Consider the following 26477-nt stretch of genomic DNA (forward strand, 5'->3'; position numbering starts at 1 on the left):
AGGTACAGGGAGACCACGTAAAGTCCGTTGCGGCTTGCAGCGCGTGCAGCGGCTGTCAGCAAGTCCGCGCCACCCAACCCCATCGCGTCACCTCATCCTCATCCGTTCTCGGCGAATTCCTTCGCGTGCCGGAGCGTCGTGAGGCTGTTGGTGCCCAGTGCGTGACGGATGAGCTCGCGAGCGCGCTCGATCGTCCCGTCTGCCCCCAGCACCTCGGGGATGACCTCGGGCCGGATGACGACGGTGTGGTGCGACGTCGCCTCGATGCCGGCCTCGATGCCGTCGCCGATGTCCTTGAACGTCCACCGGCCGACGTGCGCCGCCATGATCGGCGGGGTGTGCGTCTGCTTGTAGACGATGCCCTCGTACGGAGTGCAGACCCGCACCGAGTGCGTGGTGTGGATCGACCCGTCCGGGCTGCGCGTGTCCATCTCCATGGACTGCACGCCGGTGACGGCCTCGGTGAGGTCCAGCCGCGCGACGTGCGGCAGGCGTTCCGGCCACAGGTCGGAGCGGTACAGGAACTCGTAGACGTCCTTGCGGCTCGCGTGGATCGTGATGCTGTCGGAGAACGACAGCACGAGCTTCTCGTAGTCGTCGCCGTACTCGGCCGCCCGCTTGAGAGCGGCGAGTTCGGCGTCGCTGTTGTTGTTGACCGCGTTCAGGATGAGGTCGACCGCCTCCGGCTGCGCCGCGGTGAAGTGGTGGAGCAGATCGACCCGAGTCGCCGAGTCGGCGATCGGGACGATCCGCCACTCCCCACCCATCGTCTTCACCGGTGCCGCCGAACGCTCCTGCTCGAACTTGATGTGCAGGTTCGCCGGGTCGAGCTCTCGCCGGGACGTCCACGTGCGCACGTCACCGTTGGCGAACGCGTGCAACCGCAACCGCTCCGTCGAGCCATCCCGTTCGAACACCTCGGCCTGGACCGTGGGTCCGAAGATGTACGGCCAGGTCGTCACGTCCGCGACCAGGTCGTACACCACCTTGGCGGGAGCCCCGATCATGACCGTGTGCGTGGTGGTGTGCGTCATGTCCGTCTCCGTATCCCGAGTCGCCGGCGTCAGGCCGCGATCTGTCCGTTGACCTTGTCCAGCAACTGACGCGGCGTCTCGAGGTACGCCATCTCGTCGTCGGCGATGGAGACCCCGTGCTTGCGCTTGATCAGCGCGACCGTCTCCAGCAGGGCGAGGGAGTCGAAGCCCAGCTCGAGGAACGGGAGGTCGAGAATGTCCTGGCCGGGCTTGAACGAGTCGTCGTCGCCCGCGGCCTCGTTGAGGATCTCTTTGAGGCCCTCGATGGTCAGTGCGCTCACGGCTAGCTTCCTTTCCTCCAGCGGGCGATTCCCGCGCGCCCACGACTGAGGTTGCCACCGCACGACTGTGACTCGGTGGAGAGATTCTCGAAGAAACCGTTGCACGACAAGCAAAAACGGCCCCCGCCACAGTGTGGCGGGGGCCGCTGGAGCCTCGATCTAAGCGAGAAGTCGTTGCAACTGACGGGTTTCGGCGCTGTCGAGCCGCGGGTCGGACGTCAGGATGGCGTGCTGCAACGTCTGCAGGCGCGACGACGGTTCGACGCCGAGCTCCTCGATCAGGGTGTTGCGCAACGCCTTGAACGCGTCGAGCGCCTGCCACTGCCGGCCCGCGCGGAACAGCGAGATCATGTACTGCGCGCACAGGTTCTCGTTCATCGGGTTCTGCACGGTCAGCACGGAGAGCTCGCTCAGCAACGCCTTGTGCTTGCCCATCCGCAGCTCGGCGTCGATGCGCGCTTCGAGCACGCCCAGCCGGGCCTCTTCGAGGCGCACGATCTCGATGCCGAGCGGCATGCCGGGCCGCACGTCGACGACTGCGGCGCCGCGCCACATGTCGAGCGCCTGGCGCAGCAGGCGGGACGCGTTCGCGTAGTCCTCGACGTCGTAGGCCTGCTGGCCGGCGCGCGAGAGGCGTTCGAACTCGTGCACGTCGACGGCCTCCTCCGGCACGTCGAGCAGGTAGCCGCCGTACCGGGTGACGAGCACTTCCTTCGCCGCACCCTCGCCGGACGTCGCCAGCGCGTCGCCGATGAGCTTGCGCAACTGCAGGATGTAGGTCTGCAGGGTGGTGCGGGCGCTGCGCGGCGGACGGTCGCCCCACAGCTCCTCGATCAGCGTGGGGACGGACACGACCTGTCCGGAGTGCAGCGCGAGCAGCGCCAGGATCTGACGTGGCTTGGCCGCGGTGGGCGTCACCGAGCGACCGTTCACCTTGGCCTCGACGGGCCCCAGGACCTTGATCTGCATCGCGACCCCTCCTTCGGTTCCGAGCACGGGATTAGTCTGCTCGGCCCAACGGGCTCGCGTTAGTGCACAGGCCATCGATGTCAGGTGAGTTCTGCCCGTGCCGGGTATGAAAACTTCATACGGGGGCGCATTAGCCGGTAACTACCGATCCATTACCGCTGGTCCGCATGATTACCCACAACAAATCACACGCAAACATCGGAGATGCACATGTACCCCACCGTCACCGTGGAGCACTTGTCTTCCGTCACCACCGCCTTTGACGACTCCGACGACATGAAGATCTACCAGTTCGACCGTGAAGCCTCGATGGACTTCCTGTTCCCCTGGGGCTGGTGCACGACCACGGGGTCGGGCAAGGGCTGCGTCGCGTACGACGAGGTCCTCGCCGCATGAGACCCGAACTGGCCGAACCCGGTGAGCAGAGAATCGGGTTCAAACGCCATCTCCGCCCGCAGATCGTCCAGGGCGAGGCCGTCTACCTCATCGGGGAGTCCGGGGTCACCGCGATCCAGGGCAGCCACGTCGAGGCGCTGGCACCGCTGCTGGACGGCACCAGGGACCTCACGGCACTGCTGCGGGACGTGCCCGCCGGCCTGTCCGCGGACAGGGTCGAGCGCATGCTCACCCGGCTCGCCGCGGCGGGACTCATCGGCAGGCGCGGTGCGGAGGACTGTTCGGCCGCGGTGGAAGCCTCACTCGCGTACTGGGACGCGGCGGGGCTCGACCCCACCGACGCGGTGGCGGCGACAACGACGTCGCTCGTCTCCGTGGTCGCGGTCGGCGACGTCGATCCCGAAGCACTCGCGGAAACCCTGCGCCGCAACGGACTGACGGTCACCTCGGGGAGTGGTGACCTCACGGTCGTGGCGTGCTCGGACTACCTGGACCCCGCCCTGAAAGCGATCGACGAGGCCCAGCGCGCGGCAGGCACGCCGTGGTTGCTGGTCAAGCCGGTCGGCGCGCAGGTCACCGTGGGCCCGTTCTTCACCCCGGGCGACGGCGCGTGCTGGCGCTGCCTCGCCACCCGCCTGTCCGCGAACCGGACGGCGGAGGCCCACGTGCGGGCCCGGTGCGGCCAGAAGGGCCCGGCACCCCGCCCGCTCATCGGACTGCCGTCGCTGCACGCGATGGCCATGGAGATCGCGTCGGTCGAGGCGGCCAAGTGGCTCGCCGGACTCCGGCACGACACGCAGGGCTCCATCTGGAGCTACGACAGCCTGAGCATGAAGGTCACCCAGCACGAGGTGCGGCGCCGTCCGCAGTGCGCGGGCTGCGGTGACCAGGAAGTTGTCGCGCGCAGAGCGTTCGAGCCGGTCGAACTCGCGAGTCGCGTGAAGCGCTCCTGCGACGGCGGCGGGCACCGCTCGTCGCCGCCGCAGGAGATGCTCGACAACCACCGTCACCTCATCGGTCCCGTCACCGGGATCGTGCGGGAGATCCGCCGGGCCGAGGGCGGCCCGGCGTTCTTCAACTCGTTCCGCTCCGGCGCGAACATCGCGGCGGGCGGCGAGGGCCTCGAAGGGCTGCGTTCGGCGTTGCGCGCGGACACCGGCGGCAAGGGCGTGACCGCGCTCGACGCCGAGGTCGGCGCGCTGTGCGAGGCCGTCGAACGCCGCTCCGGCGCGTTCTTCGGCGACGAGGCCAGGGTGCGCGGCAGCTACGCCTCGCTGGGCGAGCGCGCGATCCACCCCGACACCGTGCAGCAGTTCCACCCGCGCCAGTTCGCGGATCGCGACACCTGGAACGCCGAGCACGCCGACTTCCAGTACGTCACCACGCCGTTCGACGAGCACGAGACGATGGACTGGACCCCGCTCTGGTCCCTCACCGAGCAGCGCCACAAGCTGCTGCCCACCGGCACGGTCTACTTCGGCGCCCCCTGCCCGCCGAGCATCGTGTCGAACTCCAACGGTTGCGCGGCCGGCAGCAGCGTCGAGGACGCCGTGCTGCAGGGGTTGCTGGAGCTCGTGGAACGGGACGCGGTCGCCATCTGGTGGTACAACCGCACACCCGTGCCGGGGATCGACCTCGACTCGATGCAGGACCCGTGGGTCCGCGAGTTGCGCGAGGTGCACGCGGGCCTCGGGCGTGAGGTGTGGGTCCTCGACGTGACGGCGGATCTCGGCGTACCGACGATGGTCGCGCTCTCACGACGGGTGGGCGGTGAGCGCGAGGACATCATGCTCGGCTGTGGCGCGCACCTGGACCCGCGTCTCGCCGTGCGCCGGGCGCTCGCCGAGCTCAACCAGTGCATGCCGATGGTGTGCGGCGAGGTGGACCTCGGCACGTTCGACGTCGACATGCGGCGCTGGTTCGAGACCACCCGGCTCGCGGACCACCCGTGGCTCGCGCCGGACCCCGCCGTGCCGGCCCGTGACGTGGTCCACCACGGCTACACGTTCCGCGCCGACCTGACCGACGACGTCCGCGCGATCCAGCAGACGCTGGAACAACGCGGCATGGAGGTGCTCGTGCTCGACCAGACCAGGCCCGACATCGGTCTGCCGGTGGTCAGAGTCGTCGTGCCGGGACTGCGGCACTTCTGGTCGAGGTTCGCTCAAGGGCGCCTCTACGACGTGCCGGTAGAACTGGGACGGCTGACCCGTCCTCGCAGCTACGAAGAGCTCAACCCGATCCCGCTGTTCATGTGATGCACACCTGCCAGAGCGGAGGCGCCGTGGTGCCCACGCAGTCGCACGTCCCGGCCGGCCGGCCGCTGTGGTCGTTGCTGGAGGACGCCTTCGTGGACGAGGGCGTCGAGCACCTGACCGTGCACGGCAGATGGGGTGCGATCGAGATCGCGGACACGAGCCCGCTCGTGCGCGAGGCACTGCACCGGATGACGCTCGGGCCGGTGGCGCTGGAGAACATCTCCGCGCTGCACGAGAACTTCGTGCGGTGGAAGACGGGCTCCGGGCCGTGCCTGATCTGGCGCAAGCTCAAGAACACGCTCGACCAACTGGGTGGTTGTCTCGTGCCGTCGCTCGGCCTGAACGACGGCGCGGGACCCATCCTCTCGGTCGTGGCGGTCACGAAGGACGCGGTGTTCGCGTTGCCGCACATCGCCGACGACGAGGTCGTCACGATGCGGCCGCGCACCGAGATCGAACGGTTGAACGGCGACCAGGCGCTCGCCTGTCCTGGACTCTCCTATCAGGTGATCCTGCACAGCGCGCCGGCCACCGAGATCGCGAAGTCGTTGCTGCACACCGAGAGCACGATCGAGCAGGTGGCGGAAGCGTTGCAGGTGGCGAAGACGCTGGTCGCGGATGTTGTCGCTTATCTGGCGGGGGCCGGACTCGTAGTCGTCCAGAGGTGTTGAGCCATCGCCATGTTGCTCCGATCGCGGACCGCAAAACGCGAGATTTCCCAGGAAGCGCCCGTATCATGGCCGCGTCCCGACCCTCGCGTGGGAGCTGCTGTGACGCTACGACAGGAACGCTCGTCCGTGTCCCGTCGCTTGGCGTACGTCGTGATCAGTGTGGTCTTCGCCAACTACCTCGGCAACGCGTTCTTCTACGTGCTGCAGGTGTCGGCGACCCTCCCCCGCATCGCGGCCTCGCTCGCCTGCCTGCTCTCGATCGGGTTCCTCCAGCTGCGGGTGTTCTCGCGGCCGGGTTCGGACCTGCGGTCGGGCAAGGCGTACCTGGCGCTCGGCGCGCTGGCGGGCCTCGTCTACATACCCATGTACTTCTTCCCCGCCGCGTGGCCCGGCATGCCGGGGTTCCTCGCGGGCAGCGCTCTGCTGGTGCTGCCGAGCCGGGTGCGCTGGCTCGCGTTCGGCCTGGTGACGCTGAGCAACGGCGTCATCCAGTCCTTCTTCGTGCCGACGCTGCCGCTGGTCGGGCAGGTGTACTACGTCATCTCGGCCACCGTCGCGGGCCTCGTCGTCTACGGCCTGTCGCGGCTGCCGTCGCTGGTGCGGCAGCTCGAGGCGGTCCGTTCCGAACTGGCCGAGCTCGCGGTGTCGCAGGAACGGCTGCGGTTCGCCCGCGACCTGCACGACCTGCTCGGGTTCAGCCTCTCGGCGATCACGCTCAAGGTCGAGCTCGCCCGCAAGCTGATCGGTGAGCACACCGACCGGGCGATGCGCGAGCTCGCGGAGATCCTCGGCATCGCCCGCGAGGCCCTGACGGACGTTCGTGCGGTGGCGTCGAGCTATCGCGAGCTGTCGCTGGCCGACGAGATCGAGTCCGCCCGGTCCGTCCTGACGGCGGCAGGCGTGCGGGCGACGATCGAGACCGCGCACGCCGAGCTGTCGCCGAGGTCGAAGACGGTGCTCGCCACCGTGCTGCGCGAGGGCGTCACGAACCTCCTGCGGCACAGCGAGGCGACCCGGTGCGAGATCACCATCGCGGGCACCGGCGGCCAGGTGTCGATCGACATCGTCAACGACGGCGCGCCCGCCCAGGTGAACACCGACCGGGGCAGCGGCCTCACCAACCTCGCGAACCGCGCGACCGCCATCGGTGGCTCGCTGCTCGCGCACGCCGGCGCGGACGGCACCTACCGGCTGCACGCCGAGGTACCGGCCGACTCGGCACCGGACCGGCCGGAGGACGACGATCGACCGGTCGGCCCGGCGATCCCGACGACGTTCGTGCGGGTGCTCCTCACGTCGGTGGTGATCGGATACCTCCTCACCACGACGACACTGGTGCTGAACGAGTTCGCCCGCATCGGCGGGACCGGGATCGTGCTGACCGCGGTCGGCGTGATCGGCACGGTCGCGCTGGTGCTCGGCGTGGTCAGCCGCCCGAGCGTGCGGATGTCCCTGGCCACGCGCTGCGCGGTCCTCGCGGGGATGGCCGCGTTCGTCTACGTCCCCCAGCTGACCTACGGCGACCCGTACCTCGGTCTGACCGGCTTCCTCGCCGGGTCCGCCGCCCTGGTGCTACCGCCCCGCGTGGGCTGGCCCGCGTTCATCGCCGTCGTCATCTCCCAGGGCGTCATCTTCGGCGTGAACGGGCACAGCGTGGTGGAGATGGCGTACGGCGTCATGGCCGCCACGAACCACGGCCTGGTGATCTACGCGCTGTCCCGGCTGCGGTCGATGGTGACCGAACTGCACGAGGCACGCGAGGAGCTGGCCACGGCGGCGGTCACGCAGGAGCGCTTCCGGTTCGCCCGCGACCTGCACGACCTGCTCGGCTACAGCCTGTCCGCGATCACGTTGAAGAGCGAGCTCACGCACCGGCTGGCCACCCTCGACCCCGACCGGGCCCGCCAGGAGCTGACCGAGGTCCTGGAGATCTCCCGCCAGGCCCTCGCGGACGTCCGGTCGGTGGCGCTGAGCTACCGCGAGCTGTCGTTCGACGAGGAGACCCAGTCGGCGCAGGCGCTGCTGTCCGCGGCCGACATCGAGGTCACCGTGAAGATCGACGCGTGCGACCAGCTGCCGACCGAGGTGAAGGTGACGCTCGCGACGGTGTTGCGCGAGGGCGTCACGAACCTGTTGCGGCACAGCAAGGCCGAGCACTGCGAGATCGTGCTCTCCAGCTCGCAGCACCTCGTCACGATGGACATCGTCAACGACGGCATCCCGTCGACCGAACGCCGGTCGCGCGACGGCAGCGGCATCGGCAACCTGACCACGCGGGTGCGGGCGCTCGGCGGTGACCTGCACGCCGGTCTCACGCCCGAGCACACCTACCGGCTGCGCGCCGAGATCCCGCTGCCGCTCAACTGAGGACCCCGCCGGCCGTTCCGGGTGCCATCATGCCTGCCCATGTCGGCCGATTTGCCGAGACCGGGGCACTCCAGGGTGTCCCGGCGGCTCGCGTTCGTCGTGGTCAGCGTGGTGTTCGCGAACTACCTGGCGAACGCGTTCCTCTACGTGCTGGACGCGGGCGCGACACCGGGGCCGGTCGCCGGGTCGCTCGCCTGCCTGGTGACGATCGGGTACCTCCAGCTCGGGGTGTTCTCGCGGCCGGGCACGGACCTGACGTCCCGGCGCGCGCACCTGGCGTTGGGGGTGCTGGCGGTGCTGGTGTTCGCGCCGGTGCCGTTCTTCCCCACGGCCTGGGCGGGCATGCCCGGGTTCCTCGCCGGCAGCACGTTGCTGGTGCTGCGCGGGCGGGCGCGGTGGGTGGTGTTCGTGCTGGTCGCGGCGGCCAACCCGCTGTCGAAGACGTGGATCGACGCCCCCGGCGGGGTGCTGGCGTACTACCTGGTGTCCACGCTGACCGCCGGACTCGCCGTCTACGGGCTGTCGCGGCTGCCGACCCTGGTGGACCGGCTGGAGACCACCCGATCCGAGCTGGCTGACCTCGCGGTGGCGCGCGAGCGGCTGGCGTTCGCCCGCGATCTGGAGGACCTGCTCGGGCAGGGCCTGACCACGATCATCCAGCAGACCCGGATCGTCGGCGAGTCCTCGACCACCCGGATCATCGGCATCGCCCGCGAGACGCTGGCGGGCGTGCGCGCGGTCGCGTCGAGCTACCGCGACCCGCCGCCGGCCGCGCCGGTCCCGGTCCTGTTCCCGCGGCAGCTGCTCACGGCGGTGGTGATCGGGTACTGCGTGATGGCGACGTTGCTCGCGTCGTTCGACCTCCGCGTGATGGCGGTCTGCGCGGTGAGCTGCGCGATCCTCGCCACCCTGGTGCTCAGGACCGAGATCCGGCCCGTCGCGCTCGCCGGGATCGCCCTGTGCGTGGTCGTCCCGCAGCTCGCGACCGGGAACCCGTTCGCCGGCGGTGTCCCCGGTTTCGCCGCGGGCGCCGCACTGCTGGTGCTCCCCCGGCGGGCCGGCTGGGCCGCGTTCGGGGTCGTCGTCGCGAGCCAGGGCGTCGTGCACGCGGTCGCCGGCAACCCGCTCACGGACGTGACGTGGGGCATGATCGCCGCGACCAACCACGGGCTCGTGCTGTACGCGCTGACCAGGCTGTGGTCGATGGTCATCGCACTGCAGCAGGCGCGCGAGGAGTTGGCGGCGGCGGCCGTCACCGGGGAACGGCTGCGGTTCGCGCGCGATCTGCACGACCTGCTGGGCTACAGCCTGTCCGCGATCACGCTGAAGACCGAGCTGGCGCACCGGCTCTCCCCCGGGCAGGCCCGTCAGGAGCTCGCCGAGGTGCGGGACATCGCCCGGCAGGCGCTCGCCGACGTCCGGTCCGTGGCGCTGAGCTACCGCGAGCTGTCGTTCGACGAGGAGCTCGCGTCGGCGCGCGCCCTGCTGGCGGTGGCGGGCGTCGACGTCCGCGTCGACGCGGACGAGGTGCCCACCGAGGTGGAGGTCACGCTCGCGACCGTGTTGCGCGAAGGCGTCACGAACCTGTTGCGGCACAGCAAGGCCGAGCACTGCGAGATCGAACTTTCCACGTCAGGCCGACTGGTGGCGCTGGACATCGTCAACGACGGGGTGCCCGCCGTTGCGCGGAAGTCCGGTGACGGCAGCGGGATCGGCAACCTCACCACGCGGGTGCGGGCGCTCGGCGGCGACCTGCACGCCGGCCGCACGCCCGAGCACACCTACCGGCTGCGCGCCGAAATTCCGTTGCCGCGTCAGAGCATCTCGATGACCGCGCAGCCCCAGCTGTAACCGGCGCCGACGCCGAACATCACGATCCGCTGACCGGACTTGGCCTTGCCGCTCGTCATCAGGTGGTCGAAGCTCGCGAACTGGTCGCCCGCGCCGAGGTGCCCGACCGTGCGGCTCCACGACCACGTCGTGCGGTCCGGCTCGAGGTCGTACGGCCGCAGGTAGTTCACGTCGAGGCGGCGCCTGCCGAAGTGCGGCAGGATCACCCAGTCCGCGTCGCCGATCTTCATGTCGGCGTCGGACAGCGCCTGCTCGACGGCGAGCGCCTGGCCCGCGTTGGCCTTGTTGATGCCGTAGGAGAGCCCGAACTCGCGGCTGAACGTGTGCTTGGCCTCCTCGAAGTCCACCGGGATGCGGTGCGAGAAGGGCGCGAGGCCGAACGGCACGTCGCCGCGGTGCAGAGGCTCCAGGTCGCTGTCCGCGTTGATGGCCAACGAGAGCAGCTTCGCGTAGCCGCCGCGGGTGGACAGCACCAGAGCCGACGCACCGTCGCCGTAGGGCGTTCCGGGGTCGGTCTTCCAGCGGTCGATTCCGGGCAGGCAGAAGCGATCTGAGGACGTGAGGAGGGCATCCCTGCCGGGACGGGCGATCAGGTACGAGACGGCGAGGTCCATCGCGGCGAGGCCGCCGTTGGACATCTGCCGGATCTCCAGTGCCAGGCAGGAGTTCCTGACCGTCTCGCGCTGGATGTAGGAACCGACCGGCCACAGGTCCTGGCCCTGGTGGTAGGTGGTGGCGTGCAGGATCAGGTCGACGTCGTCGGGCTCGGACTTCGCCCGTGCCAACGCGACCCTGGCCGCCTCGACCGCCATCTCGGCCGCGGACTCGTGCGGGGACACGGAGACGGACTCGACGTCCGTGCGCGCGACGAGCTTCGGCTCGCACTCCCCCGACGCGATCGCGTCCGCGACGTTCAGCGTCGAGGGCAGGCGCACACCGCTGCCGTTGACGAAAACATCCTTGACTCGCACCGCGGTCAGACCTCCTTCAGCGCGCGTGCCACGCGCACGACGCGTTCCGCCTGGATCTGGGCCGCCTGCAACGCGATCTCGTCGACCGGCAGGTTGTCGGCGCCCAGGACGTGAGAGGTGCCGTAGGGGTTCAGGTTTCCGCCCGGCGGCACGATGATCCCGCCGAAGTGGCAGACCATGTTGTAGATCGACACGAGCGTCGTCTCCATGCCCCCGTGCAGGCTGCCGCCGGAGGTGAAGGCGCTGTAGACCTTGTCGGCCAGCAGACCGCTGAACCAGGCCGGCCCCAGCGTGTCGATGAACTGCTTGAGTTGCGAGGACACGTTGCCGAAGCGGGTCGGCGTGCCGAAGACGACGGCGTCGGCCCACAGCACGTCGTCGACGGCCGCGATGGGGACGTCCTTCGTCTCCTCCAGGTGATCCGCCCAGGAGGGCCGCGACCGCCAGACGGCCTCGGGAGCGAGTTCCGCGGCGCGCACGAGCCGCACCTCGGCACCGTTCTTCTCGGCCGTCTCGGCGATCTCCGAGGCGATCCGGTGAATCGTTCCCGTCGAGGAGTAGTAGACGACCGTCAGGTTGACGCCGCGTTCCATGACGCATCCCTTCGCGAGGTTGCTCGGTTCACCCTTGCCGGGCCGCCTTGATGTGGCGTGGAGCGCGACATGAACGTTGGGAGATATGGTGTCGCGCGGAGGGGCGCGATGATCAGGGTTCTGCTCGCGGAGGACATGCACATGGTGCGCGGTGCTCTCATCGCGCTGCTCAACCTGGAACCGGACATCGAGGTCGTGGCCGAGGTGAGCTCCGGCGACAAGATCGTGCCGGCCGCGCGCCAGCACAGTCCGGACGTCTGCGTCATCGACATCGACCTGCCGATCCTCGACGGGCTGAGTGCCGCGACGACGATCCGCGAGACGATGCCGCAGGTCAGGACGTTGATGCTGACGTCCCTCGGCCGTCCGGGGACGTTGCGCAGGGCGTTGGCCGCGCGCGTCGACGGGTTCCTGCTGAAGGACGCGCCGCCGACGGAACTCGCGGACGCGATCCGCCGGGTCGCCGCCGGGGAACGCGTCGTCGACAGCCAGCTCGCCCTGGCCGCGTGGGACCGCGGCGAGTGCCCGCTGACCGACCGCGAGCTGGAGGTCCTGCGGCTCGCGGCGAACGGCGCCGACTCGCCTGACATCGCTGTCGCGTTGTCGTTGTCGGTCGGCACCGTGCGCAACTACATGACGACGATCATGACCAAGCTGAACGGCCGCAACCGGGTGGACACCATCCGCATCGCCGAGGAAGCCGGCTGGCTGTAGCTGTGCGGATGGCATCCTGCTAGGCGGCCTTCTGCTGGCTCGCCCGCAGGTCGAAGCCCGGCTGGGCCACGATCTCGGGCGTGAGCGCGTTGCCGTTCTCGAGGATCCTCCTGCCCATCAGGAAGTCGATGGGGCGGTTGTAGGCCTCGATCCCGATCAGCCTGCCCTGCTTGAAGCAGAACACCGAGAACTTGCCCTCGGCCGGGTCGCCGACGGTGACCGTGCGGTCGTGGCCGTTGGTGAGACCCGCGGTCTGGAGCTTCACGTCGTACTGGTCGCTCCAGAACCACGGCAGGGCGGTGTAGGGCTCCGCGCTGCCGAGGATGGCCGACGCGACCGTGGTGCCCTGATCGGTGGCGTTCTGCACTGATTCCAAGCGAATGAGCCCACCCGCGTGGGTGCTCGCGAAGCTCGCGCAGTCGCCGAGCGCGTGGATCCGCGGGTCGACGGTGCGCAGGTGGGCGTCGACGACGATGCCGTTGTCGACCGCGAGGCCGGCCCGTTGCGCGATCTCGGTGTTGGGGATGACGCCGATGCCCGCGACGACGAGGTCGGCGACGAGCACCGTGCCGTCCGCGAGTTCGACGAGACCTTCCTTGACCGCCGCCACGCCCGTCCCGGTGAGGATCTGGACGCCTTCGCTGCGGTGGCGGTTGACGAGCTGTTCCGCGGTCGCCGCGGACACGGCCCGTTGCATCACCTGCGGCTGCGCCTCGACGACGGTCACCTCGTGGCGCAGTTTCCGGACCACGGCGGCGAATTCGAGGCCGATGAACCCGCCGCCGATGACGACGACGTCGAGTCCGATCTGGCCTTCGAGGCGTTCCTTGATGGCGTCCGCGTCGGCGATCGAGCGGAGGTTGAGCACGTGCTCGGCGCCGGGGATCGGCAACGGCCGGGGCCGTGCGCCCGTCGCGAACACCAGGTGGTCGTAACCGACCGTGCGGGCACAGCCCAGCACCGCGACCCGTGCCTGCCGATCGACCCCGATCACCCGTTCGTTGCGGATGAGCTTGATGCCGTGGTCGTCGTAGTACGAGTCCTGCCTCAGCACCAGCCCGGCGAGGTCGGTCTCCCCCGCCAGGTAGGCCTTCGTGAGCGGCGGCCGCTGGTAGGGCGGCGCGCTCTCGTCACCGATGAGCGTGATGGGGCCGCGGTGTCCCTGCTCGCGCAGGGACACCGCGACCTGGCAGCCCGCCTGCCCGGCCCCGACGACGACTACCGACTCGCCGCGCATGTCAGTAGTTGCCCAGCCCGCCGCAGACGTTGAGCGCCTGCGCGGTGATCGAGGACGCGGTGTCCGTCGTCAGGTACGTCACGAGACCGGCGACCTCTTCCGGCGTGCTGTACCGACCCAGCGGGATCTTGGCGTTGAACTTCTCGAGGACCTCTTCCTCGGTGACACCCCAGTGGTTCGCGTACCCCTGGCGCACCCGGCCGGCCATCGGCGTCTCGACGTAGCCGGGGCACACGGCGTTGACCGTGATGCCGGACTTCGCGAGCTCGATGCCGACGGCCTTGCTGAAGCCGACCACGCCGTGCTTGGACGCCGAGTAGGGCGCGGCGAACACGACGCCCTGCTTGCCGCCGGTGCTGGCGATGTTGATGATCCGGCCCCAGCTCTGCTCGACCATCTTGCCGGTGCTCAGAACCTCTTTGGTGAAGCGGAAAACGCCGTTGAGGTTGGTGTCGATGACGTCCAGCCACAGGTCCTCGTCGAGCTCGGCGGTGATGCCGCCGCCACCCCGGCCCGCGTTGTTGACGAGGATCTCGATCGGCCCGAACACGTCCACGGCCTTCTGGACGGCCGCCTTGATGTCCTCTGTGGACGTGACGTCGCTCGCCGCGCCGTCCGCCTCGATGCCTTCTTCTCGGAGCTGCTTCACCGTGGTCGTCACGTTCTCGGCGTTGCGGGCGACGACGAAGACCGCGTGCCCCTCCTTGCCGAGACTGCGCGCGACCTCAAGCCCGATACCGCTGGTAGCGCCCGTGACCAGGGCGACCCGTCGCTGGCTCATGCTTCTTCTCTCCCTCAGAGTTGCTTCTCTGGCATGTGCACGACGAGCCCGTCCTGCTCCTCGGTCACGGGGATCTGGCAGCTCAGCCGGCTGTTCTCCTTGCGCTCGCAGGCCGTGAAGTAGAGGAGCTCGTCCTCGACCTGGTGCATCTGGGACAGCGGCTTGGTGTTCTCGGGGTCCACGTACACGTGGCAGGTCCCGCACGACGCCCCGCCGCCGCACTGCGCGACGATTCCCTTGATGCCGTTGAGAACCGCGCCGCGCATCACGGTGTCGTTCTGGGCAACGTCGACGACGGTCTCGACACCGTCGTGCGCTACGTAAGTGATCTTTGGCATGGCAGTTCTCCCACGGATCTGCGGCTCGCCGGACGTTTGTCACCTTGAACGTCTTCGCTTTGCACGTGGTGGAGACCACCTTGAGCGTTTCCGCCCTTGCCGTTCCGGCAAGACCGCGTGCGTTCGGGCGCGGTGCGACCGAGGATCGAGCCATGCCCAGGAAACGAGACCAGCCGCCGCCCAAGACCGGTGAGACCGAGACCGAGGTGCTGCGCGGGTTCCTCGACTACCTGCGCTCAGCCGTGATCGCGAAGGTGGACGGTGTTGCGGAACCCGCTGTGCGGACCGCGATGGTGCCGTCCGGGACGAACCTGCTGGGGTTGGTGCGGCACCTGACTTTCGTGGAGCGGGCGACGTTCCTCGGGGTGAAGCCGCGCAGCTGGAAGGCGACGTTCCACGTACCCGACGGAGACAGCGTCGCGGACGTGGTGGCGGGCTACCGGGAGGCGGTCGCGCGGTCCGACGAGGTGCTCGACGGGAGTGCTGTGGAGGATGTCCGGTGGCGGCTGGCGCACATGATCGAGGAGACCGGCCGGCACGCCGGGCACGCGGACATCGTCAGGGAGCTGATCGACGGCGCGACCGGCCGCTGACGTGCCACAACCGCCCGCCACCACGCCGGCCACATCACTCGAACAGGTGATCCTCGTCCTGTTTCTCGCCTGACGCCCTCTGTTAGATGTCCGGAAAACATGGTCATCTTCCTCGCCGCATAAGGAAGGCGCGGACGGGGCACGGCACACGAGCATCTGGTGGAGGTGGGCACGACGGCACAAACCCGGCACCTGCCCCGCTGCTCCGCTGGCATTCGAGCAGCTGTTGCGACTCTGCGGTGTCGGCGTACACCCACACGCGGAGGTTCCACCGTGCCCCTCAAGGAGTTCTACGACCAGCAGGTGAACTGGTCACCGCCGTTCGAGGACGGCCTTGAACGCGCGACCGTCGTCGTGCCACGCGACTACTCCGACCCGGACGGTCCCAAGCTCACCATCGCGATCGCCCGGCTGAAGGCGACCGACCCGGCCAAGCGCCGCGGGGTGTTGCTGGCCGTCAACGGCGGTCCCGGTGGCGATGGTGGCGACGGGCTCGGGCTGATCAAGCGCCTCGGCAAGCGGGTGCGGACGGCCTACGACCTCATCGGGTTCGACCCGCGCGGGTACGGCGAGTCCACCAAGCTCTACAGCGAGGTGACGATTCCCAAGGCGCCGTTCGACTCGCGGCCGCCGGACTCGTTGTTCGCGCAGCTGGCCGAGGACATGCGGTTGCGCGAGCTGGGGTGTGAGAAGGCCGGCGGCGAGCTGCGCAAGCACATCACGACCCGCAACACCGCGCGCGACATGGACCTGATCCGGGTCGTGTTGAACGAGCAGAAGATCTCGTTCGTCGGGTACGCGTACGGCACGTACGTCGGCGCGGTCTACGGGACGATGTTCCCGGAGCGCCTCGACCGCACGGTGCTCGACTCGTGCATCAATCCACAGTGGACATGGCGCGAGCAGTTCGTCACGCAGGCCGAGGCGGTGTACCGCAACGTCGCGCTGTGGGCGGACTGGACGGCCGAGCGCGACGGGCACTTCCACCTCGGCAACACCCGCCAGGCCGTCATCGACGAGATCGAGGCCGTGGTCGCGAAGCTCGACGAGGGCGACCAGGTCCAGCTCCGCACGCTGCTGGACGGCGCGGTCGGCACGAGGTCGACCGACCGCGGGCAGTGGGACTCGCTGGGGTACCTCATCGGCGACCTCAGGACCACCCTGCAGGACGCCAACTACGACAAGGCGCGGTCGCTGATCGTCGGGCAGGCCACGTGGCGGCCGCAGGACTCCGAGGGTGATCTGCGGGTCGGCGTGCTGGAGGCCATCACGCTGGAGACCTACTGGCCGCAGGACCTGGAGGTCTACTACGCCGACGTGCGCAAGCACCGGGCCGAGCACCCGTACGGGTACGGCGTGCTGAGGGCCCAGCCGTGGGTCGGGGCGTTCCGGACGTTCGAGAGCCTGGAGCCGCCGACGAAGCTCGCCCAGCCCGGCTACCCCAAGGGCCTCGTCGTGCAGGCGGACGGCGACCCCATGGACCGCGTCGAGGGCGGCATCGAGCTCGCCGCGCTGCTGGACCACCCGCTGGTCCTCATCGAGGACTCCGGCGACCACGAGGTGTACGGGTTGGCGGGCAACGAGGTCCTCGACGCGCTGGTCGACGACTACCTCGTCGACGGCGTGCTGCCGGAGTCCAAGCACACCAGGGTTCCCGGCCACGTCAAGCGCCCGGACATCCCGAAGGACTAGGAACCCCGAAAGGGACCAGGAAACACCGAAGGGCCCCGCACCGAGAAGGTGCGGGGCCCCTTTCGCGTCGGGGGAACTCAGTCCTCCGCGGGGATGTCCCACGTGACCGGCAGCTCCCACAGGCCGTAGATCACGGCGCCTTCCTTGCGCGGGATCTCCAGGAACGGCTTGGCCAGCCGCAGCGAAGGAATCCGCTGGAACAGCGTCGACCACACCAGCTGCATCTCCAGCCGGGCGAGGTCGGCACCGATGCAGTGGTGCAACCCGTGCCCGAACCCGAGGTGCTTGCGGGTGCCGCGCTCCAGGATCAGCTTCTCCGGCTCCGGGAAGATCTCCGGGTCGCGGTTGCCGTTCAGACCGAGGCACAGGATGCCGTCGCCGGCCTTGATCGTCTTGCCGGCAATCTCGATGTCCTCCAGAGCCACCCGCGGGATGGCCGTGTCACCGATGGTCGCGAGACGCACCAGCTCCTCGACGGCCGGCTCGATCATGCCCTCGGGGTCGTCCAGCAGCAGCTTCAACTGGTCCGGGTGCTCCAGCAACGCCGCCGTGCCAAGGGAAAGCATCGACGCGGTGGTCTCGTGACCGCCGTTCATCAGCAACCGGATCATGTTGAACAGGTCGCGGCGGGTGTACTCCTCGCCCGAGGCCGCGTACTCGGCCATCGCGCGCGAGAGCAGGTCCTCGCCCGGCTCCTTCTCCTTCAACGTGATCAGCTTGTCGACATAGGCGTTCACCTCGACGATCGCGGCCTGGCGCTGCTCCGGCGTCGAGTGACCACCCAGCAGACACGTGCCGTGCTCGATGAAGAAGTCGTGCTCGTCCTGCGGGATGCCCAGCAGCTCGCAGATGACGGTCATCGGGACGGCCAGCGAGAACTCGCGGTGGAAGTCGATCGGCGGCGTCATCGTCAGGATCTTGTCGATGTACTCGTCGACGATCTCCTGGATGCGCCCGCGCAGCCGCTTCACCTGGCGGTTGGTGAACGTCACCGCGGCCTTGCGCCGGGTCTTGGTGTGCTCCGGGTTGTCGTAGCCGATGAACGACGTCTCGGTGCGGAACTCCGGCGGCGCGATGAAGTAGAACGGGAAGTTGTCGTGCTTGCGCGACGCGCTGATCCGCGGGTCGGTCAGCAGCTGCTTGATGGTGTGGTAGCCGCTGATCGTCCAGATCCGCAGACCGGACCCGGTCAGCGTCACCTCGACGACGTCCTCCTCGGCCATCTGCGTGTACTGCGCAGGCGGGGTGAACGGGCACGTGCGCTTGTAGGGGAACGTGTCCACACCCGGCTCGGCGGTGCTGGTCATCTGGGTCTTCCTCCTAGTCGAAAGGTTGGCTCACGCCAGGTCAGCGCCGCCATCGAGCGTGATGACCTGCCCGGTCACCCACGAGCTCGCCGGCTCCGCGAAGCGGGTGATCCACGGAACGACGTCGTCGACCTCACCGGTGCGCCCGAGAGGCGTCTGCGAGGCCTGGAAGCCGAAGTAGCCCTCGACCTCCTCGGGGCTCAAACCGTTGGCCGAGTAGACCTCCGTGCGCACCGCGGCGGGCGCGACCGCGTTCACGCGGATGCCCTGCGGTGCGAGTTCGAGGGCCCAGCTGCGGACCAGGCTGTCCACGGCGGCCTTGCTGGCGCCGTACACGCCACCACCGGGCACGGCGATGTGCCCGGCGTTGCTGGAGACGAACACGATGCTGCCGCCGGGCGAAGTCAGTTGCGGCAGCAGTTTGGCGGTCAGCACCAGCGGGCCGACCAGGTTGGTCTCCAGCACGTCCCGCGCGGTCGCGAGGTCGAAGCCCGCGACCGGCGTGAAGCGGAAGATCCCTGCGTTGTGCACGAGCACGTCCACCTTGCCGCCGCCCAGCTTCACGGCGTCGGCGACCTTCTGCGCGCCCTCGTCGGTCGTCACGTCGGCGACGACGGCGGTGATCGCGGGGTGCAGGGCGACGACCTCGGTGAGGCGGGTCTCCCGGCGGCCGGTGATGATCACGTTCGCGGCGCCGAGGTCGGCGAACGCCAGCGCCGCCGCGCGGCCGATGCCGGTTCCCCCACCCGTCACGACGACCTGCTGTCCGGCAAATGGTGCGTCCGACATGACGCCTCCAGCTTCTTTCCACTCGGCAGTGCAGTCACCGTCCACCCTGCTGGTTGAACCTTGAGTCCAGGTCTAGGTCGGACGGAAACCCTGGAGGGCATGGGAATTCTCGCGGTGGGCAGGTGGCGCGCACGGGTCGGCAGACCCGGCGGGGCCACGGAGAGCGAGTTCGAGTTCGCCCGCGACGGCACAGCGCTGCTGGTCGTGGGCGGAAGAGGAGCCGGGACGTGGACCCAGACGGGGCCCGACACGTTCAGCTACCGGATCGACGAGGAACTCACCGAGGCGCCGGGCACGATCGAGATCGAGCAGGACGCGGTGCTGCGCGGCGACGAGTTCGTCAGCAACGGCAAAGCCGTGGTGCGCCTGGAGAACGGCACCACAGCGCGCGAGGCGACGATCAGCATCGTGGCCCAGCGGCTCGGGTGAGACCTCGAAGGGGGCGCCAGCGAAGGCGCCCCCTTCTACAGCACGCGCGTCAGGAGAACTTGACCGTCACGTTGCCGGTGTACGAGCCCGACAGCAACGACAGCAACGCCTGCGGCGCGAACTTGACCCCGCCCTCGACGATCGTGTGCGGGAAGACGAACTTGCCCTCCTGCAACCACTGTCCGAAGTGGACGACCCAGTCCTGGATCTGCTCCGGCAGGTGGTAGCAGGCGAACGGCCGGATCTCCAGGTGCTTGGTGATCGCCGTCATCAGGTCGATCCGCGGGTGCTCGTCGCCGTCGTTCTGGTTGGCGAGCGCACCGCACAGCGCGAACCGGGCGTGCGGACGCGCGGCCTGGATCGCCGCCTCGAACTGCTCGCCGCCGACGTTGTCGAAGAACACGCTGATGCCGTCCGGAGCGAGCTCGCGCAGCCGGTCGGCCACCGGGCCGTCCTTGTAGTTGAACGCGGCGTCGAAGCCGAGCTCGTTCACCAGCCAGTCGACCTTGGCCTGGCTGCCGGCCGACCCGATCACCTTGGCGCCACGGGCCTTGGCGATCTGCCCGGCCAGCGACCCCACGCCACCGGCGGCACCGGTGACGAACACGACGTCACCCTCGCCCGCCTGCGCGATCGTCGCCATGCCGTAGTAGGCCGTCGGCCCCTGCGACAGGAAGTACACCGGCGACGGCACGTAGTGCGGGTTCTGCTTGATGAACTGCTGCGCGGGCCCTGCCCAGTACTCCTGCCACGGCCCGAACGACTGCACCAGGTCGCCGACGGCGAGGTCCGGGCTGTTCGACTTGACCACGGTGCCCACACCGCCGGCACCGGCGGGCTCGCCGACCTTCCACGGCGGCACACCGGGGATCTGGCAGTCGGACCTCATGAACTCCTTGAAGGCGGCGGCCACCGACACGTAGTCGACGCGCACCAACACCTCACCGTCACCGATCTCGGGGACGGCCACCTCGACGACGTCGAAGTGCTCGAGGGTCAGGTCGTCCTCGACGTGCTTGGCGAGCCTGACCTCCCACTGCTTCTCGGGGATGCTCATGGCTCTCCTTCTATCTCTATCCCCAGGTGACGGGGAAGGTGACAAGTGAGTGGTTGATTTCGCCCTGATGCCACTTCAGGTCCTCGTACGGCACGGCGAGGCGGAGGTCCGGGAAGCGGCGGGTCAGACCTTCGATGGCGATCGCCATCTCCATGCGCCCCAGCTGCTTGCCGAGGCAGTAGTGCACGCCGTGCCCGAACGCGATGTGCGGGTTCGAGGCGCGGTCGATGTCGAGCTGCTGAGCGTTCTCGAAGACGGCCTCGTCGCGGTTCGCCGACGACAGCACGAAGAACACCGCGTCACCCTTGGCGATCTGCTGACCGCCGAGCTCCAGGTCCTCGGACGCGATCCGGTGGAACCCGGTGGTGTCGGTGGCGAAGAGGTTCACGTGCCGCAGCAACTCCTCGACGGCCGCGGGGATCAGCGTCGAGTCGGCGACCAGGCGCTTCCACGTGTCGGGGTGGTCGTGCAGCAACGCGAGCACCGAGTTGGAGATCTGGTTCGCGGCGGTGTCGAAGCCGGCGCCGATGAGGGTGAACGCGAACGTCACCAGCTCCTGCTCGCTCAGCTTGTCGTCGTTGTCCCGCGCGGAGATCAGGTCGGACAGCATGTCCTGGCCGGGGTTCGCGCGCTTCTGCGCGATCAGGCCCATCACGTACCCGGCGAGCCTGCCGAACGCCCTCATCGGCGCCTCGGGGTCGTTCTCGTCGAACGTGGCGAACGCCCGCGCGTCCGTCTCGAAGATCTTCAGGTCCTCCGTCGGCACGCCGAGCAGATCGCCGATGATCGTCAACGGCAGCGGAACGCACAGCGCCTCGACGAGGTTGACCGGCCCGCCCGTCACCATCATGGTGTCGAGCAGCTCGTCGCACACCTTCTGCACGCCCGCGCGCATCGCCTCGACCTTGCGGACGGTGAAGGCGCCCATCACGAGCTTGCGCAGCCGCGAGTGCTCCGAGCCGTCCAGCGAGATGATCATCTCGGGCGTGGTGGTCATGGCGCCGCCGACCTGGGGAGCACCCTCGGCGCACGTCAACGCGCGGCTCAGCCTGGAGTCGGCGAGCCCGGCGCGGACGTCCTCGTACTTGGTGATCACCCAGGTCGGCGTGCCGGAATTGGTGCGCACCTTGGCAACGGGGCATTCGGCGCGCAGTGTGTCGTACTTGGGGTCCGGGCCGCGGTAGGAGGAACCGCTGAACGGGAACTCCTCGTCCAGTTCAAGGGGCAGCACGGGACACCTCCGGTGGATTCCTCGTGACGAGGGAATTCGGCCTGGCCTCGCGCCGAACCTTGCTACGCGCACCTCGAAAGCGGCTCGAAACCTGAATGTCGACCGGGAGTCGAGCCCCCGTACCTACCTTCGCGCCATGGACACTGCACTCGTGCCGTTCCGGGTCGAGGTTCCCGACTCCGAACTGGCGGACCTCACCCGGCGGCTGGCAGCGACCAGATGGCCGGACGCGGAGACCGTGGACGACTGGTCGCAGGGCATGCCCCTGGCCTATGCCAAGGAACTGGCCGAGTACTGGGCCAACGTCTACGACTGGCGTGCCACGGAGGCCCGGCTGAACGCCATCCCCCAGTTCAAGACCGAGATCGACGGTGTCGGAATCCACTTCCTGCACGCTCGTTCCCCGCACGCGAACGCGAAGCCGTTGCTGCTGACGCACGGCTGGCCCGGTTCCGTGGCCGAGTTCCTCGACGTGATCGAGCCGCTGACGAACCCGCCGGACCCGGCCGACGCGTTCCACGTCGTCGCGCCCTCGTTGCCCGGCTACGGTTTCAGCGACAAGCCGACCGGAACCGGCTGGACGCTCGAGAAGATCGCGGCATCGTTCGTCACGTTGATGGGGCGCGTCGGCTACGACAAGTTCTACGCGCACGGCAACGACTGGGGTTCGTTCATCACGGGCATCCTCGGCCACATCGCGCCGGAGCACGTCGAGGCGATCCACCTCGTCATGCCGTTCGCGTCCGCGCCCGAGGCGGAAGTCCAGCTGACCCAACGGGACTACGAAGGTCTCGGCGCGTTGAAGGAGTTCGCCGCCAAGGAGTCCGCGTACGCGGCGGTGATGAACACCAAGCCGCAGTCGCTCGCCTACGGCCTCACCGACTCCCCCATCGGCCAGCTCGGCTGGGCGGGCGAGAAGTACTGGTCGTGGAGCGATCACGACGGTGACGCGGAGAAGATCATCTCCCGCGACCGCATCCTCGACATGGTCTCGGTGTGCTGGTTCACCGCCACCGCCGCGTCGTCGGGCCGGCTGTACTGGGAGAGCTACAACAAGTCGCCGCTGACCCAGGTCGGCGTGCCGACGGGGTTCTCGGTGTTCCCGGCGGACGCGCGGATGCCCAAGGCGTGGGCCGAACACCGGTTCACCGACCTGCGGTACTGGAAGGAAATGCCGTCCGGCGGCCACTTCCCGGCGTTGGAGAACCCGGTGGTGCTCGTCGAGGAGCTGCGGACGTTCTTCCGGCTGGTGCGCTCATGACGGCCACGCTGGGCAAGCCCGGCACCAAGCTCGGCATGGTGCTCGTCGTGTGCTGCCTGGCGCAGTTCATGAACGTGCTCGACGCGTCTGTCATGAACGTCGCGCTGCCGTCGATCTTCGAGGACCTCGGCTTCGAACGGCACGACCTGCAGTGGGTCAACAGCGCGTACACGATCGCGGTGTGCGGCTTCCTGCTGCTGGGCGGCCGGCTCGCGGACCTCTTCGGGCAGCGCCGGGTGTTCCTGTTCGGCGCGGCGCTGTTCACGGTCGCGAGCGCGGTCGGTGGCATGGCGACCTCGCCCGGCACCCTGATCGCGGCCCGCGGGTTCCAGGGCCTGGGCGCGGCCGTGATGGCACCGGCGTCACTGACCGTGCTCGGCACGACGTTCACCGACCCGAACGCCCGCGCGAAGGCGTTCGGCTGGTGGAGCGCGGTTTCTGGCACGGGTGGCGCGGTCGGCGTGCTGCTCGGCGGCATCGTCACCGAGTCGCTCGGCTGGCGCTGGGTGCTGCTGATCAACGTGCCGCTCGGCATCGCGCTGGTGTCCATGATCCGCGGCGCCGTGCCGGAGACGGCGAGTGGCGGCGGCCGCAAGAGCCTCGACGTGCCGGGCGCGATCACCGTGACGATCGGCCTGATGGCCCTGGTCTACGGCATCGCGCAGTCGCACGAGCTGGGCTGGGGTTCCTGGCAGGTCGCCGGATCGCTGGTGCTGTCGTTGGTGCTGTTCGCGTTGTTCCTGCGCCAGCAGACGGTCTCGGACCACCCGCTGATGCCGCTCGGGATCTTCCGCAACCGCCAGGTGACCGCGACGAACATCGTGGCGTTCTTCGCGATCGCCGCCTTGTTCAGCACCTTCTACTTCCTGACCCTGGTGCTGCAGCAGGTGATGGGGCTCAGTGCTCTGGCCACCGGGCTCGGCTACCTGCCGTTGTCGATCGGCATCGCGCTCGGCGGGTTCGGTGTCTCGCGGATCGTGCCGAAGATCGGGCCGCGGCCGGTGCTCATCACCGGTCTGCTCACCGCGACCGTCGGGTTGTTGTGGGTGTCCACAGCGGACGAGACGTCGACGTTCCTCGGCACGATCCTGGTGCCGACCACATTGCTGGGTCTCGGCATGGGCGCGGTGCTGAACGCGACCACGAACGCCGCCACCTCCGGGGTGCCGCGCGAGCAGGCCGGTCTCGCGTCGGGTCTGCTCAACACCATCCGCCAGATGGGCAGCGCGATCGGCCTGGTCGTGCTGGCGACGATGTCGTCGGCGCGCGCGGACTCGTTGCTGGAGCAGGGAGAACCGCTGCGGCACTCGCTCGGTTCCGGGTTCGGGCTCGCGTTGTTCGGTGCCGCCGCCTTCACCCTCTGCGGCGCGATCGCGGCCCTCGCCGTTCCCCGCAAGAAGTAGGCACGACAACGGAAACGGCCCCTCGGACTCGCCGAGGGGCCGTTTCTCGTTCTCTCAAAAGCCCTTGCCGTGCAGGTCCACCGGCAGGGCGACGAGCCGGTGGTTCAGGTCGACCCGCTGCCATTCGAGGTCTTCCTCGGCGACGGCGAGCCGGGCGGCCGGGAAGCGCCGGGTGAGTTCCTCGAACGCGCTGACCAGCTCGATGCGGGCGAGCGGGGCGCCGAGGCAGCGGTGGATGCCGTACCCGAACGCCAGGTGCGCGTTGTCGGTGCGCGCGAAGTCGAGCGCGTCGGGGTTGGTGAACAACGTCTCGTCGCGGCTGGCCGAGTTCGTCGACACGAACACCGCGTCGCCCTTGGGGATCGTCACGCCGAACAGCGTCACGTCCTCGGTCGCGATCCGCGGCAGGCCGGTGGTGTCGTTGGTGGACAACGTGATCCACCGCAGCAGCTCCTCGACCGCGGCCGGCACCTCCTCAGGCCGTTCGCCGAGCCGCACCCACACGTCGCGGTGCTGCCCGAGCAACGTCAGGACCGAGCTCGCCAGGTGGCACGCAGTGGAGTCGCCGCCCGCGCCCAGCAACGTGTAGCCGAGGCCGATGAGTTCGCCGACATCCAGCTTGTCGTCGCCGATCCGCGCCTCGATCAACGCCGACAGCACGTCGTCACCAGGAGCGGCGGTCTTCGCGAACACCAGCCCTGCCATGAACTCGCCGAGCCGCTCCCCCGCCGCGGCCGCGACCTCCGGCGCGTCGACGGCAGCGAACTCGCGGATCAGCTGGGCGAACGTGTCGCGGTCGCCGGCGGGCACACCCAACAGGTCGCTGATCGCGATGATCGCCAGGGGGAACGTGAACTCGCCGAGCAGGTCGACGGGCCCTTCCAGCGCTTTCTCGTCCGCCCGGTCCAGCAACTCTGTCACCAGCCGCTGGATTCTCGGTCGCATGGACTCGATCCGGTCCATCGAGAACGCCTGCGACACCAGGTCGCGCAGCCGGGTGTGGGCGGGCGGGTCGAGCGAGATGATCATGCCGGGCGGCGCCTGGAACAGTCCGGGGAAGGTCGGTGCCGTCGGTTCGTAGGACGCCGCACGGGAAAACCGCACGTCGTCGAGCACGACGCGGACCGAGTCCTGCGTGGTCGCGATCCAGCAGTGACCGCCGCCGTTCGCGGGCAGTCGCACGACAGGACTCGACGCGCGGAACCCGGCGAACTCCGGCGCCGGACCGCGGTAGCTGGATCCGGGAACGGGAAAGGAAACCACCGTGCGCTCCTCACGCTCATGGGGATGTTTCCGCACGTTAGGAGGGGTGGCCTGAAGCCCGATCTAGTGCCGTTCGAGTGACCGGGTGAACGCTGAGCGTGATCGGCCATCCAGCCGAAAACCCCCAATTCGGGAGATCCACATGACCATCCTCGTCACCGGGGCGCGCGGCAACGTCGGCCGTCGCGTGCTTCAGCGGCTCTACGCGGCGGGTCACAGCCTCCGCGCGTCCGGCCGAAATCCCGCGGAACTCGAAGTTCCCGAGGGCGTCGAAACCGTCGCTCTCGACCTGAACGACCCGGAGACGTTCGTCGCGGCCCTCGCCGGTGTCTCCAAGGTCCTGCTCTACGCGGAGCCGGACGGCATCGTGAAGTTCCTCGACGAGGCCGAGAAGGCGGGCGTCGAGCAGGTCGTGCTGCTGTCGTCCAACACCGTCGGCCTGCCGGGTGCGGACCAGGACCCGCTGGCGCACCACCACGTGGTCGTGGAGGAGGCCGTGATCGGCTCCGGCCTGACCTACACGATCCTGCGGCCCGGGGCTTTCATGAGCAACGCGTTCGGCTGGAGCTACTCGCTGCAGCAGGGCGACACGATCGACCAGGTGTTCCCCGAGGCCCAGGTCGCTCCCGTGCACGAAGATGACATCGCTGACGTGGCCGTGGTCGCGTTGACGGAGAAGAAGCTCCAGGACGAGATCGTCGACCTCACCGGGCCGGAGTCGCTGACGTTCCGCCGTGAGCTCGAGATCGTCGGCGAGGTGCTCGGCCGCGAGCTCGTGATCAACGGCCTGACCCGCGAGGAGGGTGAGGCGCAGATGAGCAACTTCGTGCCGCCGCCCGTGCTCACGTCGCTGCTGAACCAGTGGGAGGCCGCGGTCGGCGTCGTCGCGGACACCAGCGCCACGGCCGAGCGGATCACCGGCAAGCCGGCCCGCACCTTCCGCCAGTGGGTGGAAGAGCACGCGTCGTTCCTTGTGTGACGCGGGTGCCGG

25 protein-coding genes are annotated in these 26477 nt (G+C 69.0%); 12 read left to right on the forward strand and 13 right to left on the reverse strand.

What is annotated here, in order from left to right:
• Positions 1-98: 98 nt before the first annotated feature.
• The 3 genes from JNUCC0626_RS23060 to JNUCC0626_RS23070 all read right to left on the reverse strand — a co-directional run bounded on the left by JNUCC0626_RS23060 (position 99) and on the right by JNUCC0626_RS23070 (position 2284).
• Positions 99-1034 carry an aromatase/cyclase gene (locus JNUCC0626_RS23060; RefSeq protein WP_394621845.1) on the reverse strand — a complete coding sequence of 312 codons (936 nt, stop codon included), beginning with the start codon at positions 1032-1034 and terminating at the stop codon, positions 99-101.
• Positions 1035-1063: 29 nt separating this feature from the next.
• Entirely contained in the window at positions 1064-1315 is a 252-nt protein-coding gene (locus tag JNUCC0626_RS23065; RefSeq protein WP_285647185.1) for an acyl carrier protein, read from the reverse strand.
• A 159-nt stretch (positions 1316-1474) separates the two neighbouring features.
• Complete coding sequence (locus JNUCC0626_RS23070; protein WP_394621846.1) at positions 1475-2284, reverse strand: AfsR/SARP family transcriptional regulator; 810 nt, start codon at positions 2282-2284, stop codon at positions 1475-1477.
• 210 nt (positions 2285-2494) lie between these two features.
• Between JNUCC0626_RS23070 and JNUCC0626_RS23075 the strand changes: the two genes are divergently transcribed.
• From JNUCC0626_RS23075 to JNUCC0626_RS23095, 5 genes are all read left to right on the forward strand, one after another.
• On the forward strand, positions 2495-2680 hold the full coding sequence (locus JNUCC0626_RS23075; RefSeq protein WP_394621847.1) for a hypothetical protein: 186 nt from the start codon (positions 2495-2497) through the stop codon (positions 2678-2680).
• On the forward strand, positions 2677-4938 hold the full coding sequence (locus JNUCC0626_RS23080; protein WP_394621848.1) for a TOMM precursor leader peptide-binding protein: 2262 nt from the start codon (positions 2677-2679) through the stop codon (positions 4936-4938). Before JNUCC0626_RS23075 ends, JNUCC0626_RS23080 begins: the two co-directional genes overlap by 4 nt.
• 26 nt (positions 4939-4964) lie before the next feature.
• Positions 4965-5609, forward strand: a complete 645-nt coding sequence (locus JNUCC0626_RS23085; RefSeq protein ID WP_394621849.1) for a hypothetical protein — start codon at positions 4965-4967, stop codon at positions 5607-5609.
• Positions 5610-5708: 99 nt separating this feature from the next.
• The gene (locus tag JNUCC0626_RS23090; RefSeq protein ID WP_394621850.1) at positions 5709-7976 is read left to right on the forward strand and encodes a sensor histidine kinase; all 2268 of its coding nucleotides are present in this window, start codon (positions 5709-5711) and stop codon (positions 7974-7976) included.
• A gap of 39 nt (positions 7977-8015) precedes the next feature.
• Positions 8016-9827: a sensor histidine kinase gene (locus JNUCC0626_RS23095; RefSeq protein WP_394621851.1), complete on the forward strand. Its 1812-nt coding sequence runs from the start codon at positions 8016-8018 to the stop codon at positions 9825-9827.
• Here JNUCC0626_RS23095 and JNUCC0626_RS23100 read toward each other — a convergent pair.
• Together JNUCC0626_RS23100 and JNUCC0626_RS23105 are read right to left on the reverse strand one after the other, a co-directional pair.
• Positions 9791-10798: a ketoacyl-ACP synthase III family protein gene (locus JNUCC0626_RS23100; protein WP_394621852.1), complete on the reverse strand. Its 1008-nt coding sequence runs from the start codon at positions 10796-10798 to the stop codon at positions 9791-9793. The two genes, JNUCC0626_RS23095 and JNUCC0626_RS23100, sit on opposite strands and share 37 nt — an antisense overlap.
• 5 nt (positions 10799-10803) lie before the next feature.
• Positions 10804-11391 carry a flavodoxin family protein gene (locus JNUCC0626_RS23105; RefSeq protein ID WP_394621853.1) on the reverse strand — a complete coding sequence of 196 codons (588 nt, stop codon included), beginning with the start codon at positions 11389-11391 and terminating at the stop codon, positions 10804-10806.
• A gap of 108 nt (positions 11392-11499) precedes the next feature.
• Here JNUCC0626_RS23105 and JNUCC0626_RS23110 point away from each other — a divergent pair, with 108 nt between their 5' ends.
• Entirely contained in the window at positions 11500-12105 is a 606-nt protein-coding gene (locus JNUCC0626_RS23110; protein ID WP_394621854.1) for a response regulator transcription factor, read from the forward strand.
• Between the two features lie 19 nt (positions 12106-12124).
• On the opposite strand, the gene JNUCC0626_RS23115 is transcribed toward JNUCC0626_RS23110, so the two are convergent.
• Genes JNUCC0626_RS23115 through JNUCC0626_RS23125 form a run of 3 tightly spaced genes read right to left on the reverse strand, consistent with a single transcriptional unit; the run spans position 12125 to position 14461 of the window.
• Positions 12125-13342, reverse strand: a complete 1218-nt coding sequence (locus JNUCC0626_RS23115) for an NAD(P)/FAD-dependent oxidoreductase (protein ID WP_394621855.1) — start codon at positions 13340-13342, stop codon at positions 12125-12127.
• A 1-nt stretch (position 13343) separates the two neighbouring features.
• Entirely contained in the window at positions 13344-14123 is a 780-nt protein-coding gene (locus tag JNUCC0626_RS23120) for an SDR family NAD(P)-dependent oxidoreductase (protein WP_394621856.1), read from the reverse strand.
• Positions 14124-14137: 14 nt separating this feature from the next.
• A complete protein-coding gene (locus JNUCC0626_RS23125; RefSeq protein WP_090070928.1) occupies positions 14138-14461 on the reverse strand; it encodes a 2Fe-2S iron-sulfur cluster-binding protein in 324 nt (107 codons plus the stop codon).
• Positions 14462-14613: 152 nt separating this feature from the next.
• Here JNUCC0626_RS23125 and JNUCC0626_RS23130 point away from each other — a divergent pair, with 152 nt between their 5' ends.
• Both JNUCC0626_RS23130 and JNUCC0626_RS23135 read left to right on the forward strand, forming a co-directional pair.
• Positions 14614-15054: a DinB family protein gene (locus JNUCC0626_RS23130; RefSeq protein ID WP_394621857.1), complete on the forward strand. Its 441-nt coding sequence runs from the start codon at positions 14614-14616 to the stop codon at positions 15052-15054.
• A gap of 273 nt (positions 15055-15327) precedes the next feature.
• Entirely contained in the window at positions 15328-16746 is a 1419-nt protein-coding gene (locus JNUCC0626_RS23135) for an alpha/beta fold hydrolase (RefSeq protein WP_394621858.1), read from the forward strand.
• Positions 16747-16823: 77 nt separating this feature from the next.
• Here the strand turns inward: JNUCC0626_RS23135 and JNUCC0626_RS23140 are convergent, their stop codons facing one another.
• Complete coding sequence (locus tag JNUCC0626_RS23140; RefSeq protein WP_382439675.1) at positions 16824-18053, reverse strand: cytochrome P450; 1230 nt, start codon at positions 18051-18053, stop codon at positions 16824-16826.
• Positions 18054-18083: 30 nt separating this feature from the next.
• A complete protein-coding gene (locus JNUCC0626_RS23145) occupies positions 18084-18842 on the reverse strand; it encodes an SDR family NAD(P)-dependent oxidoreductase (RefSeq protein ID WP_394621859.1) in 759 nt (252 codons plus the stop codon).
• Positions 18843-18941: 99 nt separating this feature from the next.
• On the opposite strand from JNUCC0626_RS23145, the gene JNUCC0626_RS23150 reads away from it, so the two are divergent.
• Complete coding sequence (locus tag JNUCC0626_RS23150; protein WP_394621860.1) at positions 18942-19271, forward strand: hypothetical protein; 330 nt, start codon at positions 18942-18944, stop codon at positions 19269-19271.
• Positions 19272-19320: 49 nt separating this feature from the next.
• Here the strand turns inward: JNUCC0626_RS23150 and JNUCC0626_RS23155 are convergent, their stop codons facing one another.
• Positions 19321-20328: a zinc-binding dehydrogenase gene (locus tag JNUCC0626_RS23155; protein ID WP_394621861.1), complete on the reverse strand. Its 1008-nt coding sequence runs from the start codon at positions 20326-20328 to the stop codon at positions 19321-19323.
• Positions 20329-20344: 16 nt separating this feature from the next.
• Complete coding sequence (locus tag JNUCC0626_RS23160) at positions 20345-21559, reverse strand: cytochrome P450 (protein ID WP_394621862.1); 1215 nt, start codon at positions 21557-21559, stop codon at positions 20345-20347.
• Positions 21560-21695: 136 nt separating this feature from the next.
• Between JNUCC0626_RS23160 and JNUCC0626_RS23165 the strand changes: the two genes are divergently transcribed.
• Positions 21696-22820: an epoxide hydrolase family protein gene (locus JNUCC0626_RS23165; RefSeq protein WP_394621863.1), complete on the forward strand. Its 1125-nt coding sequence runs from the start codon at positions 21696-21698 to the stop codon at positions 22818-22820.
• The gene (locus JNUCC0626_RS23170) at positions 22817-24223 is read left to right on the forward strand and encodes an MFS transporter (protein ID WP_394621864.1); all 1407 of its coding nucleotides are present in this window, start codon (positions 22817-22819) and stop codon (positions 24221-24223) included. Before JNUCC0626_RS23165 ends, JNUCC0626_RS23170 begins: the two co-directional genes overlap by 4 nt.
• 54 nt (positions 24224-24277) lie before the next feature.
• Here JNUCC0626_RS23170 and JNUCC0626_RS23175 read toward each other — a convergent pair whose 3' ends face one another.
• Entirely contained in the window at positions 24278-25486 is a 1209-nt protein-coding gene (locus tag JNUCC0626_RS23175; RefSeq protein ID WP_394621865.1) for a cytochrome P450, read from the reverse strand.
• Between the two features lie 142 nt (positions 25487-25628).
• Between JNUCC0626_RS23175 and JNUCC0626_RS23180 the strand changes: the two genes are divergently transcribed.
• On the forward strand, positions 25629-26465 hold the full coding sequence (locus JNUCC0626_RS23180; RefSeq protein WP_394621866.1) for an NAD(P)H-binding protein: 837 nt from the start codon (positions 25629-25631) through the stop codon (positions 26463-26465).
• Positions 26466-26477 lie beyond the last annotated feature (12 nt).

Source organism: Lentzea sp. JNUCC 0626 (assembly GCF_043632865.1).
Taxonomy (GTDB): Bacteria; Actinomycetota; Actinomycetes; order Mycobacteriales; family Pseudonocardiaceae; genus Lentzea.

Excerpts from the sequence above, each read along its gene's own strand:
- JNUCC0626_RS23060 (WP_394621845.1), bottom strand. The coding sequence starts at position 1,034 with ATGACGCACACCACCACGCACACGGTCATGATCGGGGCTCCCGCCAAG.
- JNUCC0626_RS23070 (WP_394621846.1), bottom strand. The coding sequence starts at position 2,284 with ATGCAGATCAAGGTCCTGGGGCCCGTCGAGGCCAAGGTGAACGGTCGC.
- JNUCC0626_RS23075 (WP_394621847.1), top strand. The coding sequence starts at position 2,495 with ATGTACCCCACCGTCACCGTGGAGCACTTGTCTTCCGTCACCACCGCC.
- JNUCC0626_RS23080 (WP_394621848.1), top strand. The coding sequence starts at position 2,677 with ATGAGACCCGAACTGGCCGAACCCGGTGAGCAGAGAATCGGGTTCAAA.
- JNUCC0626_RS23095 (WP_394621851.1), top strand. The coding sequence starts at position 8,016 with ATGTCGGCCGATTTGCCGAGACCGGGGCACTCCAGGGTGTCCCGGCGG.
- JNUCC0626_RS23105 (WP_394621853.1), bottom strand. The coding sequence starts at position 11,391 with ATGGAACGCGGCGTCAACCTGACGGTCGTCTACTACTCCTCGACGGGA.
- JNUCC0626_RS23110 (WP_394621854.1), top strand. The coding sequence starts at position 11,500 with ATGATCAGGGTTCTGCTCGCGGAGGACATGCACATGGTGCGCGGTGCT.
- JNUCC0626_RS23115 (WP_394621855.1), bottom strand. The coding sequence starts at position 13,342 with ATGCGCGGCGAGTCGGTAGTCGTCGTCGGGGCCGGGCAGGCGGGCTGC.
- JNUCC0626_RS23120 (WP_394621856.1), bottom strand. The coding sequence starts at position 14,123 with ATGAGCCAGCGACGGGTCGCCCTGGTCACGGGCGCTACCAGCGGTATC.
- JNUCC0626_RS23125 (WP_090070928.1), bottom strand. The coding sequence starts at position 14,461 with ATGCCAAAGATCACTTACGTAGCGCACGACGGTGTCGAGACCGTCGTC.
- JNUCC0626_RS23130 (WP_394621857.1), top strand. The coding sequence starts at position 14,614 with ATGCCCAGGAAACGAGACCAGCCGCCGCCCAAGACCGGTGAGACCGAG.
- JNUCC0626_RS23140 (WP_382439675.1), bottom strand. The coding sequence starts at position 18,053 with ATGACCAGCACCGCCGAGCCGGGTGTGGACACGTTCCCCTACAAGCGC.
- JNUCC0626_RS23145 (WP_394621859.1), bottom strand. The coding sequence starts at position 18,842 with ATGTCGGACGCACCATTTGCCGGACAGCAGGTCGTCGTGACGGGTGGG.
- JNUCC0626_RS23150 (WP_394621860.1), top strand. The coding sequence starts at position 18,942 with ATGGGAATTCTCGCGGTGGGCAGGTGGCGCGCACGGGTCGGCAGACCC.
- JNUCC0626_RS23155 (WP_394621861.1), bottom strand. The coding sequence starts at position 20,328 with ATGAGCATCCCCGAGAAGCAGTGGGAGGTCAGGCTCGCCAAGCACGTC.
- JNUCC0626_RS23165 (WP_394621863.1), top strand. The coding sequence starts at position 21,696 with ATGGACACTGCACTCGTGCCGTTCCGGGTCGAGGTTCCCGACTCCGAA.
- JNUCC0626_RS23170 (WP_394621864.1), top strand. The coding sequence starts at position 22,817 with ATGACGGCCACGCTGGGCAAGCCCGGCACCAAGCTCGGCATGGTGCTC.
- JNUCC0626_RS23180 (WP_394621866.1), top strand. The coding sequence starts at position 25,629 with ATGACCATCCTCGTCACCGGGGCGCGCGGCAACGTCGGCCGTCGCGTG.